Annotated in this window: 12 protein-coding genes; 4 read left to right on the forward strand and 8 right to left on the reverse strand. The window is 63.5% G+C overall.

Annotation, left to right across the window (positions count from 1 at the left end):
• Window positions 1-109: 109 nt before the first annotated feature.
• The 6 genes from scpB to LB543_RS27870 all read right to left on the reverse strand — a co-directional run bounded on the left by scpB (window position 110) and on the right by LB543_RS27870 (window position 9,447).
• Entirely contained in the window at window positions 110-865 is a 756-nt protein-coding gene (gene scpB / locus LB543_RS27845; protein WP_140808798.1) for an SMC-Scp complex subunit ScpB, read from the reverse strand.
• Window positions 862-1,665, reverse strand: coding sequence for a segregation and condensation protein A (locus tag LB543_RS27850; RefSeq protein WP_140808899.1), 804 nt, complete (start codon window positions 1,663-1,665; stop codon window positions 862-864). Before LB543_RS27850 ends, scpB begins: the two co-directional genes overlap by 4 nt.
• Before the next feature lie 61 nt (window positions 1,666-1,726).
• Window positions 1,727-2,746, reverse strand: coding sequence for a beta-N-acetylhexosaminidase (nagZ, locus tag LB543_RS27855; RefSeq protein ID WP_224616444.1), 1,020 nt, complete (start codon window positions 2,744-2,746; stop codon window positions 1,727-1,729).
• A 165-nt stretch (window positions 2,747-2,911) separates the two neighbouring features.
• Complete coding sequence (locus tag LB543_RS27860) at window positions 2,912-6,310, reverse strand: SPOR domain-containing protein (RefSeq protein ID WP_224616445.1); 3,399 nt, start codon at window positions 6,308-6,310, stop codon at window positions 2,912-2,914.
• A 103-nt stretch (window positions 6,311-6,413) separates the two neighbouring features.
• Window positions 6,414-8,171 carry an arginine--tRNA ligase gene (gene argS / locus LB543_RS27865; RefSeq protein ID WP_224616446.1) on the reverse strand — a complete coding sequence of 586 codons (1,758 nt, stop codon included), beginning with the start codon at window positions 8,169-8,171 and terminating at the stop codon, window positions 6,414-6,416.
• A 61-nt stretch (window positions 8,172-8,232) separates the two neighbouring features.
• Window positions 8,233-9,447, reverse strand: coding sequence for a deoxyguanosinetriphosphate triphosphohydrolase (locus LB543_RS27870; protein ID WP_224616447.1), 1,215 nt, complete (start codon window positions 9,445-9,447; stop codon window positions 8,233-8,235).
• 76 nt (window positions 9,448-9,523) lie between these two features.
• On the opposite strand from LB543_RS27870, the gene erpA reads away from it, so the two are divergent.
• The 4 genes from erpA (at window position 9,524) to LB543_RS27890 (ending at window position 11,463) form a co-directional block, all read left to right on the forward strand.
• Window positions 9,524-9,871 carry an iron-sulfur cluster insertion protein ErpA gene (erpA, locus tag LB543_RS27875; RefSeq protein ID WP_140701617.1) on the forward strand — a complete coding sequence of 116 codons (348 nt, stop codon included), beginning with the start codon at window positions 9,524-9,526 and terminating at the stop codon, window positions 9,869-9,871.
• Between the two features lie 7 nt (window positions 9,872-9,878).
• Complete coding sequence (locus LB543_RS27880; protein WP_140761415.1) at window positions 9,879-10,271, forward strand: VOC family protein; 393 nt, start codon at window positions 9,879-9,881, stop codon at window positions 10,269-10,271.
• Window positions 10,272-10,278: 7 nt separating this feature from the next.
• Window positions 10,279-11,073, forward strand: coding sequence for an exodeoxyribonuclease III (gene xth, locus LB543_RS27885; protein ID WP_140761417.1), 795 nt, complete (start codon window positions 10,279-10,281; stop codon window positions 11,071-11,073).
• A 72-nt stretch (window positions 11,074-11,145) separates the two neighbouring features.
• Window positions 11,146-11,463 carry a hypothetical protein gene (locus LB543_RS27890; protein ID WP_224616448.1) on the forward strand — a complete coding sequence of 106 codons (318 nt, stop codon included), beginning with the start codon at window positions 11,146-11,148 and terminating at the stop codon, window positions 11,461-11,463.
• Between the two features lie 106 nt (window positions 11,464-11,569).
• Here LB543_RS27890 and LB543_RS27895 read toward each other — a convergent pair whose 3' ends face one another.
• Window positions 11,570-12,421 carry a tetratricopeptide repeat protein gene (locus tag LB543_RS27895; RefSeq protein ID WP_140761419.1) on the reverse strand — a complete coding sequence of 284 codons (852 nt, stop codon included), beginning with the start codon at window positions 12,419-12,421 and terminating at the stop codon, window positions 11,570-11,572.
• Window positions 12,408-14,132: a dihydroxy-acid dehydratase gene (gene ilvD / locus LB543_RS27900; protein WP_224616449.1), complete on the reverse strand. Its 1,725-nt coding sequence runs from the start codon at window positions 14,130-14,132 to the stop codon at window positions 12,408-12,410. The genes LB543_RS27895 and ilvD overlap by 14 nt, the downstream gene beginning before the upstream one ends.
• Window positions 14,133-14,214: the final 82 nt, after the last annotated feature.

The raw sequence follows: 14,214 nt of genomic DNA on the forward strand, positions 1-14,214 counted from the left end.
GCGACAGAGTTTATGAAAGGGTGTCGGATGTCACGCATTTTCGGCGATGCCGCCCGCTACCAAACGGCGCATGTAAAGCCGCAAGACGGCTTTTGATAGGCGCTCGTGGTCAATCTTCCGTGACGCGCGGCGTCAGCAGACCGAGCTCCTCGAGATCGATGTCGGTCAACGGATCCTCGTCCTCGGTCAGCACGTCGGGATCGGCCGGCGGCTGCGGGATGGAGAAGTTCGACGGCATGCGGCCTGAAAGCAGACCGGCGCCCTTCAGTTCCTCCATACCCGGAAGATCGCGGATCTCCTCGAGCGCGAAATGATCGAGGAAGGTTTCGGTGGTGCCATAGGTGACGGGACGGCCGGGCGTTTTGCGGCGGCCTCGCATGCGCACCCATTCCGTCTCGAGCAGCGTATCCAGCGTCCCCTTCGAAGTCTCGACGCCTCTGATGTCCTCGATCTCGGCGCGAGTCACCGGCTGGTGATAGGCAATGATCGCCAGCACCTCGAGCGCCGCCCGCGACAGCTTGCGCTGCTGCACCGTATCGCGGCTCATCAGGAAGGCCAGGTCGCCGGCGGTACGGAACGCCCAAGCGTCGCCCACTCGCACCAGATTGACACCGCGCCGGGCGTAGATCTGCCGCAGCTCTGTCATGGCGAGGGCAACGTTGATGCCATCGGGAAGCCGTGCGGCGAGCTGCTTTTCGCTGACGGGCTCGGCGCTGGCGAACACGATCGCCTCGGCCATGCGCACGGCTTCCGCCATATGCAGCCGCTCGGCCGGATTCTGTACCGAAATCTGGTCGATCTCACCCTCTTCCGGCTCATCGTCCATCTTGAAAGGAATAACCGAAGCGTTGGCGCGTTCGCTCATGATGCCACCTCGACTGCCTTGATCGTCTGAGCGCGGTGGTCGCGCAGATAGATCGGCGCGAACACCTCGTCCTGCCGCATATCCACCCTGCGCTCGCGCACCAGTTCCAGTGTGGCCGCGAACGAACTGGCGATCGCGGTGCGCCGCTCTTGCGGGCTGGTCAGATATTGAATGAGAAAGCTGTCGAGCGTCGTCCAGTCGCGCAGCGAGCCGATCAGCCGGGTCAGGATGTCGCGAGCGTCCTTGAGTGACCAGACGCCGCGCCTGGCAATCGTCACATTTGTGATCGCCTGCTTCTGCCGCTGCTGGGCATAGGCGGTCAAGAGATCGTAAAGCGAAGCCGAATAGGTGTTGCGCTTCTCGATGATGACCATTTCCGGCATGCCGCGCGCGAACACGTCGCGGCCGAGCCGGTTGCGGTTGACAAGGCGCGCCGACGCATCGCGCATGGCTTCGAGCCGCTTCAGCCGGAATTGCAGCACCGCCGCCAGTTCCTCGCCGCTTTCGCCCTCTTCGCCCGGCTGCTTGGGGATCAGGAGCTTCGATTTGAGGAAGGCCAGCCACGCCGCCATCACCAGATAGTCGGCGGCAAGTTCGAGCCGCAGCGCCCGCGCCGTCTCGACAAAGGTCAAATATTGCTCGACCAGCGCCAGGATGGAAATGCGCGCCAGATCGACCTTCTGGGTGCGGGCAAGATGCAAGAGAAGATCGAGCGGGCCTTCGAAGCCGGCCACATCGACGACCAGCGACGGGTCGCCCGTCAGCCGTGACTCATCGTTCTCGGCCCACAGACGGTCCATCGGTGCAGCCTTCGCGGCCTTGCTTTCCAATGCTTCCGCCACTGCCTGTCACTTCCTCTTGCTAGGCCACCGCATCGAAATAGGTGGCGAATTCGGCACGGATTTCGGTTTCTTCGGCCGCGTCGCGTTTGCTTATATAGGTCATCGCCCGCTTGGCGCGCTCCAGCGACTTGCCCTCAAGCCCCGTGGTGCGCGATGCGATGCCCGCCATCTCCTCGAAAACACCATTGCAGTGAAGGACCAGATCGCAGCCCGCCGCAAGGATCGAGGCCGCCTTTGTCGGGAAATCCCCAGAAAGTGCCTTCATCGAGGTGTCGTCGCTCATCAGCAGTCCATCGAAGCCGATCTCGCGGCGGATGATCTCGTCGATGACCTTGCCGGAAGTCGTCGCCGGGTTCTTGGGATCGATCGCGCTGTAGACGACATGCGCGGTCATTGCCATCGGCAGATGGTTGAGCTCACGGAACGGAGCAAAGTCGTGCCGCTGCAGATCGCCGAACGAGGCGTCGACGACGGGCAGTTCGAAATGCGTGTCGGCAAAGGCGCGGCCATGCCCCGGAATATGCTTCATCACGGGCAGCACGCCACCCGACATCAGGCCCTCGGCGGCGGCGCGGCCGAGTTCGATGACCGGACGCGGATCCTTGCCATAGGCGCGCGCGCCGATGACATCGCTGGCCCCTTCGATCGGCACGTCGAGCACCGGCAGGCAATCCGCCGATATGCCATAGCGCAGCAGGTCGAAGGCATGCAGCCGCGCCATCAGCCAGGCGGCGCGGACACCGGCGTCGTGGTCATCGCGCCACAGCGCCCCAAGCGCGCCGCCAGCCGGATAGTTCGGCGCCAGCGGCGGCCGAAGGCGCTGTACCCTGCCGCCCTCCTGGTCGACGAACACCAGCGCGTCCGGGCGCCCGATACAATCGCGCATCTCGGCGACCAGATCGCGGATCTGCTCGGCCTCGCTGATATTGCGGGCAAACAGGATGAAGGCCCACGGGCATTCGTTGCGATAGAAATTGACTTCTTCGCGGGTGAGCGATTTCCCGGCACAGCCGAGGATCATGGCTTTTGATTCGGTCATTTCAGGAGTCTAGGGCTTCGCGCGATCAAAGGGAATCGTCCCTGACCGCATGCGGCGGGCTACAAGACACGCTTCCACATGAAAAAGTCAGGCATATGAATATCGCCACATGAAAAAGCCGGCGCGGCCTTGGGCCGCGCCGGCTTTGAAGGATTGGATCGAGGTCTAACGCGATACGAAGCAGTTGCCGCCCGCAGCCTTGTAGCTGGTGCACAAATTGATGGCATCGTTGCGCGACTGGGCCGGAACGCGGACGCGGTAGAACGTGCCCTTGCCGGCAATCTCGGCCTTGACGATGTTGGCCGTACGGCCGGAAAGCACGCTGCCATAGCGGCGCTGCAGATCCTGGTAGGTCGACTGGGCGCTGTCCACCGTCGGCTGCGAAGCGATCTGTATCGACCACGAACCGCTGCCGGTCGCGGTCGAGGCCGGATCGATGGAAGCGACCTGATCGGGCTTGACCTCGCCGACCACATCGACTGGCTGGTCGGACGGCCGCTGTGGCGCGATCGCAACCTTGGCTGGCGTGTTGGCCGACTGCGCCTTGGCTTCAGCCTTGGCAGGTTTGGCGGCGGGCTTCAGAGCCGGCTCATCGTCGGCCTGCGCGGCGGCGGACGCCACGGTGCCAGTCTGGTCGGTGCCAGTCTGGTCGGCGCCAGCCTGGTTGGCGTTAGCCTGGCCGGCAGGCGCCACATGCTGCGGCGCCGGATCGGTCGGCTCCGCCGCGGCCACTTGCGGTGCCGCCGGTGCCGGGTCCTCGCGCGCCACCAGTGAGCCGTCGGACTTGACCACCATGGTCCTGACCTTGCGCGGCGCAACGGCAACGACATCGTTGTTGGTGCCCTTGTCGGCCTCCTGCAGGACCTGCGCGATGCGATCCTCCGACTTCGGCGCGGGCGCCGCATTGTCGGCCGGGGCCGCGCCAGCGGTCGAAACCTCGCCACCGCCATCCATGCCGGCTGCAGCGTTCTGATCGGGAGAAAGATCGACGGCGCGGGCCGGGTCCTTCGCCTGCACGTCCACCGGTTCCTCGACGTTGGTGACAAGCTTCTGCTGGACCGGCTCGGCGGGCTTCGCGCCCTTGACCACCGCGTCATAGACCTTGTTGTCCTGGTTCGGCACCACGGTGCCGCCCGGATTTTCCGGTTTGACCTTGATCGGCGAATTGTCGGCCTTGACGATCACCGGAGCTTCGCTGCCGCCCTTGCCGCCCAAAGACAGCGCGAAGGCGCCAAGACCGCCAGCGACCGCCACGGCGCCGACAATCGCGGCAATGAACAGGCCGCGCCGGCCCGACGGCCGTGCGGCTTCCCGCTCGCCGAAGCCCGGAACCGACATCGCTTCGTCCAGTTCGGGATCGTAGTCGAGTTCATCGACGGTAAAATCGTCCGCCTGCGAGACCGGCTGGCTACCAGGCAGTTTGTCGAGGTCGAAGCCTTCGGCAGCATCGGCATAGGCCGAAGCCCGAGCAGGCATTTCCGCCGGCCGTGCCGCATAAGTCCGCGCTTCCGGTTGATAGGCCTGCCTGGGCTCTTCATTGGCCCCGCCATATCCCGGATTGATCCTATCATATCCCGGATTGGCAGCGTCATATCCTGGATTGGCGGCGCCATATCCCTGGTTGAACCCGGCATTGTAGGATTCGTCGGCATAAGCGGCAGCGCTGGCGGCAGCAGGCGCGACCTCCACGGAATTCATTTCAGTCAGAAGGCTGGCGAATTCGGCGTCGAGATCGTCATAACCGGATGCTGCCGGCTCATCTTCCTCGAAATGCAACTCTGGAATGTCGAGATCGTCGGCCAGCGCCACGACGCGCTCCGGCACATCGACCGTCTCGACATCGGGCATCTCTTCATAAGGCGAGGACTGCGGTGCCGAGACCGGAGCCAAATAGGGAGCAGCTGCAACCGGCTCGGCCGAATGGTAGGAGGGCACTGTGGCCACTTCGGGTGCTGCCGTCCTGCCCCCCATAGAGGCGGCAGGCTGCGCGGCAAATGCCGGCTGTTGAGGAATCGGTGTCACGCGGCTCCAAGAACGGGCCGGCTCCGACTGTGCGGAGCGATCCGCCAGCCAATCGAGTGAATCGGCCTGATCCCGCCGGGACACTGTTTCGTCACGCGGATCGATGCTTTTGGCCAGGGCGGCGTCGAGGGCATCGTTGTCGATATCGACATCGCCCTGTTCATCCGAGCCGAAATCCTGATCCTGAAGTTCATCGAGCAGTTGGTCGTCGAGGTTGGCGTCGGCGGCCTGGGCAGAGCCGGAGTGATGCACATCCTCGGATCCTGGTTCATCGAGGTCCCAGTCGAGGTCACCAACAAGATCGGCGGGTTCCTCCGCGGCCTTCGCGGTCGCGGCTAGAGGCGGCTGAACGGGCGTCGCGGTTCGCTGAGTGACGACTGGCTGAGCCATGGCCAACTCCTTGGCCGGCGGCACCGCGCGCGCGGTCATGGCGCCAAGAAGCGCGTTCAACTCATCTTCGAGGCTTCGTTCGTCCTCGATGGGTGCTTGCACCGGCGGCGCAATGGTTGCCACGGGCGCTGCCGGCTGCGCCGGAGCCGTGGCGATTTCAGCGACGGGCTCTTCGGCAGGCTGGGCAAACGCCTCCTCCAAATTCAGGTCGGAAGCGTCATCCGAAACGGCGTCTGGATTCTGGTCCTTCGTGTCGACGGCATCGGCAAGCAACTCGTGCGCTTGCGTCTCGTCAAAAGCCCCTGGCTCATCCGCCTGAACGTCAAAATCCACGTCGACATCGGCCATGGCATCGTCGAAGTGGCCCACGAAATCCTCGTCGGAGATCGCCTGGGTTTCATTCGCTGCGGCCAGTACAGGGTCCGGATATTCGACAGCAGCCTCTTGGCGCTGATCCGCCGGATGGTCGTCGAGCATCAGCTCGTCTTCGAGCGAGATCGCGACCGCATCGTCGAATTCATCATCGGAGGCCGGCTCGACGGCCACCGGCACTTCGGCAACCGGCGCTCCGGCAACCGGCGATTCAACGGCAGACCGGGTCTCGGCGGCCTCGTCCTCGATATGGAAATCCTGGTCGAGGGAGGCGGCAAGCTCGTCCTCCATCGGCAGATCGTCGTCGAAGGGCGAAACGTCTTCGAGAGAACTGGCGACGGCATTGTCGAAATCGGCGTCGAAGGCAGGCTCGACGGACGGCACAGCTTCCGAGGCGCCAGGTTCCGCATGGCTGGCGACGACCGCCTGGTCATCGGCATCCGACATGTCCAGGCGGAAATCGTCATCGAGCGACAGCGCAAGATCGTCGTCCGCCACATCGACGGCCATCGGCTCGAATGCCGGCTCATGAGCCTCGACAACTGGAGCAGCAACGCTTTCGGCGGCGTCGAACTCGCCCATCAGTTCCTTCTCGAGGTCGATGTCGAAATCGCCCTCTCCCGCAGTCTCGTCGGTGACAGCGGCTTTCGGCTCTGCCGGCGCCTGCGGCTTGACCGGCTGGCGCGGGTCGAATCCCATGATCCTGGTCAGTTCCGCGAACGGATCATCGTTGGCGATGTCGTTGTTGTCGGCTGCTCTCAGCTGGGTTCTGTCTGCCATTATTGTTCCCGAACTCGCACTCATTCGGACGCCTTGGACGTCGCGCAGGGTTGGCCCTTACCAGCGCAATGTGGGCAAAAGGTGACAGGTTTTTTAGTCAAACCTAACGCATTTCGGTGGGCGCGGCGGCCCCGATCAACGTCAGGCCGGACGTCAGAACATCCGAAACAGCCTGCACCAGCCCTAGTCTGGCATGCGTCAATTGTCGGTCGTTAACCTTAACAAAACGTAAGTCCGGATTATCCGTGCCACGGTTCCAGTGTCCATGGAAGCTGGAAGCCAGATCATAGAGATAAAATGCCAGCCGATGTGGCTCGAGCGCAAGAGCAGCGGATTCGATCAGGCGCGGATATTCGGCGAGCTTCCGGATCAGGCCGATTTCGCCTTCGTCGGTCAGTAACGTTGCCGCGGCCGCCAGGCTGTTGCGATCGAAATTCGCCTCCCCCAACTGTTCGCTCGCCTGCCGGAACACCGAATGGCAGCGCGCCGAGGCGTACTGCACGTAGAACACCGGATTGTCCTTGGACTGCTCGGTCACCTTGGCGAAGTCGAAATCGAGCGGTGCATCGTTCTTGCGATAGAGCATCATGAAGCGGATCGGATCGCGTCCGACTTCTTCCACCACCTCGCGCAGCGTCACGAAGTCGCCGGACCGCTTCGACATGCGCACCGGCTCGCCATCGCGAAACAGCTTGACCAGATTGCACAAGAGGACGGTGAGCTTGACGTCGTCGCCGGCAATCGCGCGCGCCAAGGCTTCCAGGCGCTTGACGTAGCCGCCATGGTCGGCGCCGAGAACATAGATCAGGTCGACGAAGCCGCGATCGACCTTGTCCTTCAGATATGCCACATCGGCGGCGAAATAGGTGAACGAGCCATCGGACTTGACCAGCGCCCTGTCCATATCGTCGCCGACGGCCGTCGAGCGGAACAGCGTCTGTTCGCGGTCCTCCCAGTCGTCCGGCTTCTCGCCCTTGGGCGGCGGCAGCTTGCCCTTGTAGATATGGCCCTTCAGCGTCAGGTCGTTGATCGCCGAGCGGATCTTCCTGGCATTGTCGGCATGCAGCGTGCGTTCGGAAAAGAACACGTCGTGATGCACGTTGAGCAGCGCAAGATCCTCGCGGATCATCGCCATCATCGCATCGATGGTCCGGTCCTTGACGATGGCCAGCGCCTCGTCATCCGGCATCTGCAGCAACGAACGGCCGAACTCCCTGACCAGAGCCTCGCCGACGGAGACAAGATAGTCGCCGGGATAAAGCCCCGCCGGAATCTCGCCGATATCTTCTCCAAGCGCTTCGCGGTAGCGCAGCATCGCCGAGCGCCCAAGCACGTCGATCTGGGAGCCGGCGTCGTTGATGACATATTCCTTGGTCACGTCGTAACCGGCGAACGCCATCAGATTGGCGAGCGCGTCACCGACGACGGCACCCCGGCAATGGCCGACATGCATCGGCCCGGTCGGGTTGGCCGAGACATATTCGACATTGGTTTTGTGGCCGGCGCCGATCGTCGAGCGGCCGTAGTTGCGCCCCTCGCCCAGAAGCGCCGACAGATGCGCCTGCCAGAAACCGTCCTTGAGCCGCAGATTGACGAAGCCGGGACCGGCGACGTCAGCGGCGGCGATATCGCTGTCGGCCCGCAGCGCTTCCGCCAGTTTCTCGGCCAGCGCACGCGGGTTCTGACCGGCTGGCTTGGCCAGCACCATTGCCGCATTGGTCGCGAGATCGCCATGACTGGCGTCGCGCGGCGGCTCGACGGCGATGCGCGACAGATCAGGCGAAACGCCGTCCTTGTCTTTCAGGTCAAGCGTTTCGACAGCCTTTACGACTCGCGCTGTGAAATCGGCGAAGATGTTCATGGTGTATGCTCTGGTGGCTTTATGACGAATCCGGCCCTTTGGCCGGCAAATCGAGCCCGCCCTAGCTCAAATCCGGGGTGCGGTCAAACAAACGCCTGTGTTCCTTGAGGGCGTAGGTGTCGGTCATGCCGGCCAGGAAATCGGCGACGCTGCGCGCCTTGATGCGATCCTCGGCGCGGTCGAGCCCTTCACGCCAGCCGTCCGGCATGGCGCGTGGGTCGGCGAAATAGATATCGAACAGGTCCCTGACGATCTGCTCGGCGTCCGCGCGCACCCGCATGACCTCCTCGTGCCGGTAGAGGTGCTTGTAAAGGAAAGCCTTCAGTTCCTTTTCGGCTTCCGCCATCTCGGCCGAAAAGGTCACCATCGTCTCGCCCGCCGCTCTCACCGCGTCGGCGCTCGCCGGCGCGATCCGCTCCAGATTGGCGGTCGTCGACTTGATCACATCCTCGACCATGGCCGTGATCTGCCGCCGCATCAATTCGTGGCCGGTGCGCACGTCATCAAGCCTGGGATAGCGCTCGCGCACGCTCTTCAGGATCGTTCCGGGCAGCGAAACGGCCTTCAGCATGTCCAGCGTCAGCAGCCCTGACCGCAGCCCATCGTCGATGTCATGCGTGTTGTACGCGATATCGTCGGCAATCGCCGCGCACTGCGCCTCGATGCCGGCGAACCGGTCGAGTTCGAGATCCTGCAATTGCGAGTAATCGCGGATCGCCTGCGGTACCGGCCCTTTCAGGCCCTTGCCGCTGCTGTCGGTGAGCGGACCATTATGCTTGACAAGGCCTTCCAGCGTTTCCCAGCTCAGATTGAGCCCATCGAATTCGGCGTAGCGCGCCTCCAGCCTCGTGACGATGCGCAGGGATTGTGCGTTGTGGTCGAAGCCGCCCCACGCCGCCATCTTTTCGTTCAGCGCGTCCTCGCCTGTGTGGCCAAAGGGCGTGTGGCCGAAATCATGCACCAGCGCCACCGCCTCGGCGAGATCCTCGTCGCCGCGCAGCGCCCGCGCCAGCGCACGCGCGATCTGCGCCACTTCGATCGAATGGGTCAGCCGCGTGCGGTAATGGTCGCCTTCATGGGCGATGAAGACTTGCGTCTTGTGTTTGAGCCGGCGGAAGGCCGTCGAATGGATGATCCGGTCGCGGTCGCGCTGGAACGGCGTTCGGGTCGGGCTCTCGGCTTCGTCGAAAAGCCTGCCGCGCGAGCGCGCGGGATCCGTCGCATAGGCCGCGCGCGGCCGATAGCCGAATCCGATGTCGCCAAGCTCATTTGTCATGGCTGATGCCGCCGCAGTTGACTTGCCCCGTCGCGCTTCATACCTATCATGTGAAACCGAATGCAAGGTGACGCCAATGGGCGCGGATGCCAAGACCGCCATGAAAGTCGAGATGACCGAGGCCGCCGCCAAGCGGATCGCCAGGATTGTTTCGGCCGAAGCCGGCAAGACAGCGCTGCGCGTCTCTGTCGAAGGCGGCGGCTGCTCGGGCTTTTCCTACAAATTCGATCTGGTCGATGCTCGCAACGACGACGACGTCGCCATCGAGAAGGATGGCGCAACGGTGCTGATCGACGATCTGTCCCTGGTCTATATGGGCGGCTCGGTCATCGACTTTGTCGACGATTTGATGGGCCAGTCGTTCCAGATCAGAAACCCGAATGCGGTCGCCTCCTGCGGCTGCGGCACCAGCTTCTCCATCTAGGACCGAGATGCCCGCAACTGGGGCGGTTCGTCAGGTTGCGCTCTCCGCCGGTCGCGACCTCGACGCGACGCTGGCCTTTTGGCGTGATGTTCTCGGCATGAAGGTGCATGCGCGGTTCGATCCGCCCGGCATCGCCTTCATCATGGCCGGCGATGTCAGGCTGTTGTTCACCGACGGCATCCCGGCCGGCACCATCTATCTCGACATCGCTGGCCTCGAAGCCTTCCACGCCGAGGCAAAGGCAGCCGGCATTCCCTTCACCGCGCCGCCAACATTGGTCCATCGCGACACCGAAGGCCAGTTCGGTCCGTCGGGGGAAAGCGAATGGATGGCCTTTATAAAGGACCCCGCAGGCAATACGGTCGGACTCGTCGAACGCCTTCCGCCGCAGGAACAATGAGACCGTCATGAAAATCGTCACCTGGAACATCAACGGCGTGCGTGCGCGCATCGGCAACCTTACCCATTGGCTGACCGAAAGCGCGCCCGACATCGTCTGCCTGCAGGAGATCAAGACGGTCGACGACCAGTTCCCGCGCGCCGAGATCGAGGCGCTTGGCTACAATGTCGAAACCCATGGCCAGAAAGGCTTCAATGGTGTCGCGCTGCTGTCGAAATTGCGCTTCGACGAGGTTATCAAAGGCCTGCCGGGCGACGATGCCGACGAACAGGCACGCTTCATTGAAGGCGTGTTCTCGACCGACAAGGGGGCGCTTCGCGTCGCCTCGCTCTATCTGCCGAACGGCAACCCGATCGATGACGAGAAGAAGTTCCCCTTCAAGCTGTCGTGGATGGCACGGCTGGAGCGGTGGGCGCAGGAGCGCCTGAGGCTGGAAGAGGCGCTGGTGCTGGCCGGCGACTACAACGTCATTCCCGAGCCGATCGACGCGCGGTTTCCGGAGAACTGGCTGGGCGATGCGCTGTTCCAGCCGCAGACGCGGCAGGCCTTCCGGCGGCTGCTGAACCTCGGCTTCACCGAAGCGGTGCGCGCGGTCACCGATGCCCCGGATACCTACACCTTCTGGGACTATCAGGCCGGCGCCTGGCAGAAGAACAACGGCATCCGCATCGACCATCTACTGTTGTCGCCGGAAGCCGCGAACCGGTTCTCGTCGGCGTCGATCGAAAAGCATGTGCGCGCCTGGGAAAAACCGTCCGATCACGTCCCGGTGGCGATCGACCTCGCGCTGCAGCCCGCCTGACGCAGGCCCTCCTGCCGCCGAATCGTCCCGGACCTCATATCGCCACATTCCGACGCATGATGGGAGATCATCATGGCGGCCGGGGTTCCCATGACCATTCGATTTGCTCTTTGTCCTATCGGCTTGGCATTCGCCACGGCCGCGGTCGTGCCGGCCTTCGCCGCGCAGGAATGTCTTGCCAATGGAAAATCCTATCCCGTTGGCCAGGTGGCCTGCCTGACGGTTGCCGACCAGAGTCATTTGGCGCGCTGCGATATGGTGCTGAACAACACATCCTGGACCAAGGTTGGCGATAGCTGCCCCGCAAACACAACGGCGCCGCACCTGCACGTCACCCCGATCTCGACACCCACGCCAAGCATGGTGCCGACGGAGCCGACCGAGAAATGAATGGTTTGAGTGCCGGCAGCGTTGCTTTGCAAGCGACCGCTCGGCCAGATTTCATTTCCAGATTGAAGAATTTCCGCGACGGCCGTGAAGAAATAAGGTGTCGACCCTACTCCTGATCGGCGTTGTTGCCCTTGGTCAGGATGTCGTCCGCCAGCGAGATCGCGGTGCGGCGGTCGGCCTCGCCGGCCGCGGCGAACGCCTCTTCCTGCATGCCGCGGATCCAGGGCTGATCGGCGGGCGACGCACGCTCGAGGGCCGCGGTCATCATCGCCAGGCCGCGCACGATCTTGCCGCTCTGGAACAACAGGTGGCCAAGCGTCGCTTGCGCACCGGCATGGCCCTTCTCGGCGGCGAGCTGGAACCAGCGCCCGGCCTGCCTGACGCTGGCCTTCACGCCGCCCTCGCCCTTCAGGAACATCTGGCCCATCTCGAACTGGGCGTTCGGATTGCGGTAGTTGGCGGCGGCGCGCATGTAGTATTCCTGCGCCGCCACTTCGTTCTCGGTGACCGGGCTGCCGGGAATGCCCTTGCGCAGATAGTCGCCCAGCGCCACCAGCGCGTCGGAGACGTAGCTTTCTTCCGGAGAGCCGGGCTCGACGTCCTGGTCGACGATCTCGGAGAAGAACTTGAACGCCTCATAATCGTCGCGGGCCACGCCGTCGCCTTCGGCGTACATGCGGGCAAGCTTCCAGGTGGCGCCGATCTGGCCGTTTTCGGCGGCGTATTTATAGGCCTCGGCTGCCTGCTCCTTGTGGCCGCTCTTGTAGGCGGAGAAACCGAACTGGAACACCGCCCAGGGGCTCGACTGCGGCTTCACGCCGGTCTTGTCGTCGAACACCTTGTCGTCGAAGGCCATGGCCTGGCCCACGGCGCCAAAGATCGCAACCGCGACCAGTGCCGAAAGGACAGATGACCTCAACAACTCTGGTGTTGACTTCAACAACTCAGATATCCGCATAGCAGTGTGTTTCTTTCGCACCGCCCGGATGGGTGACCGCGCCATCCCTGGCGGACCCTACCGTCTGTGCGTATTTCCATATCGCGCCCGACTGATAGTCGGTCGTGCGCGCCTTCCATGTCTTCGCCCGCGCCGCCAACTCGCTATCGGACAGTGCTACCTCGATCGTGCCGTTCACCGCGTCGATCGAGATCACGTCGCCATCCCTGATGAGACCGATCGGACCGCCAACCGCCGCTTCCGGGCCGACATGGCCGATGCAGAAGCCGCGTGTCGCGCCCGAGAAGCGGCCATCGGTGATCAGCGCCACCTTGCCGCCCATGCCTTGGCCATAGAGTGCCGCGGTCGTCGACAGCATCTCGCGCATGCCCGGGCCGCCGCGCGGTCCCTCATAGCGGATGACCAGGACCTCGCCTTCCCGATAGGCGCGGTTCGTCACCGCCTCAAAACATTGCTCTTCCGAATCGAAGCAGCGCGCCGGGCCGGAGAATTTCAACTCCGCCATGCCCGCGACCTTCACGATCGCGCCTTCGGGAGCAAGGTTTCCCTTCAACCCCACGACACCGCCGGATTGGGTAATTGGTCTGTTGGCAGGGCGAACCACATCCTGGTGTTCATTCCAGGCAACGTGCTCCATATTTTCGGCCAAAGTACGGCCAGTGACCGTCAGGCAATCGCCATGCAGATAGCCGTGATCGAGCAGCGTCTTCATCAGCAGCGGAATGCCGCCTGCCTCGAACATATCCTTGGCGACATATTTGCCGCCTGGCTTGAGATCGGCGATGTAAGGCGTCTTCTCGAAGATTTTCGCCACGTCGAACAGGTCGAATTTGATCCCCGCCTCATGCGCGATCGCCGGCAGGTGCAGCGCCGCATTGGTCGAGCCGCCGGTGGCTGAAACCACGGTCGCCGCGTTTTCCAGCGCCTTCAGCGTGACGATGTCGCGCGGCCGGATGTTCTTGGCGATCAACTCCATGACCTTTTCGCCCGAGGCGAAATTGAAGCGGTCGCGCATTTCGTAGGGCGCCGGTGCGCCGCAGGAATAGGGCAGCGCGAGACCGATTGCCTCCGCGACGGTGGCCATGGTGTTGGCGGTGAACTGGGCGCCGCAGGAACCGGCCGAGGGACAGGCGGCCTGCTCGATTTCGAGCAGTTCGACATCGTCGATCGTGCCGACCGAATGCTGGCCGACCGCCTCGAACACATCCTGCACGGTGATCTGGCGGCCGCGATAGCTGCCCGGCAGGATCGAGCCGCCATAGATGAAGATCGACGGCACATTGAGCCGCACCATGGCCATCATCATGCCGGGCAGCGACTTGTCGCAGCCGGCGAGACCGACCAGCGCGTCGTAGCAATGGCCGCGCATGGTGAGTTCGACCGAATCGGCGATGACCTCGCGCGACACCAGCGACGACTTCATCCCCTGGTGACCCATGGCAATGCCGTCGGTGACGGTGATGGTGCAGAACTCGCGCGGCGTGCCGTTGGCGGCGGCCACGCCCTTCTTGACCACCTGTGCCTGGCGCATCAGCGAGATGTTGCAGGGTGCTGCTTCGTTCCAGCAGGACGCGACGCCGACCAGCGGCTGCGCGATCTCGGCCGCCGACAGGCCCATGGCATAGAGATAGGAGCGGTGCGGCGCACGCGCCGGACCGACAGTCACATAGCGGCTAGGGAGCTTAGCCTTTGAGATGACCTTGGCGTCCATTCTCTTCCTTGCCGCGGGCGGTGCGGCCTGTCCCATCGCCGGGCCTTTTGGCGCGTGTCCCGAGACGAGTTCGAGGTGCGCC

It is taken from the genome of Mesorhizobium sp. ESP7-2, from assembly GCF_020164715.1.
GTDB lineage: Bacteria > Pseudomonadota > Alphaproteobacteria > Rhizobiales > Rhizobiaceae > Mesorhizobium.

Coding starts and splice junctions, on each gene's coding strand:
- LB543_RS27870 (WP_224616447.1), bottom strand. CDS start 9,447: ATGACAAATGAGCTTGGCGACATCGGATTCGGCTATCGGCCGCGCGCG.
- argS (WP_224616446.1), bottom strand. CDS start 8,171: ATGAACATCTTCGCCGATTTCACAGCGCGAGTCGTAAAGGCTGTCGAA.
- nagZ (WP_224616444.1), bottom strand. CDS start 2,746: ATGACCGAATCAAAAGCCATGATCCTCGGCTGTGCCGGGAAATCGCTC.
- scpB (WP_140808798.1), bottom strand. CDS start 865: ATGAGCGAACGCGCCAACGCTTCGGTTATTCCTTTCAAGATGGACGAT.
- xth (WP_140761417.1), top strand. CDS start 10,279: ATGAAAATCGTCACCTGGAACATCAACGGCGTGCGTGCGCGCATCGGC.
- erpA (WP_140701617.1), top strand. CDS start 9,524: ATGGGCGCGGATGCCAAGACCGCCATGAAAGTCGAGATGACCGAGGCC.
- LB543_RS27880 (WP_140761415.1), top strand. CDS start 9,879: ATGCCCGCAACTGGGGCGGTTCGTCAGGTTGCGCTCTCCGCCGGTCGC.
- LB543_RS27850 (WP_140808899.1), bottom strand. CDS start 1,665: ATGGACCGTCTGTGGGCCGAGAACGATGAGTCACGGCTGACGGGCGAC.
- LB543_RS27890 (WP_224616448.1), top strand. CDS start 11,146: ATGGCGGCCGGGGTTCCCATGACCATTCGATTTGCTCTTTGTCCTATC.
- LB543_RS27895 (WP_140761419.1), bottom strand. CDS start 12,421: ATGCGGATATCTGAGTTGTTGAAGTCAACACCAGAGTTGTTGAGGTCA.
- ilvD (WP_224616449.1), bottom strand. CDS start 14,132: ATGGACGCCAAGGTCATCTCAAAGGCTAAGCTCCCTAGCCGCTATGTG.
- LB543_RS27860 (WP_224616445.1), bottom strand. CDS start 6,310: ATGGCAGACAGAACCCAGCTGAGAGCAGCCGACAACAACGACATCGCC.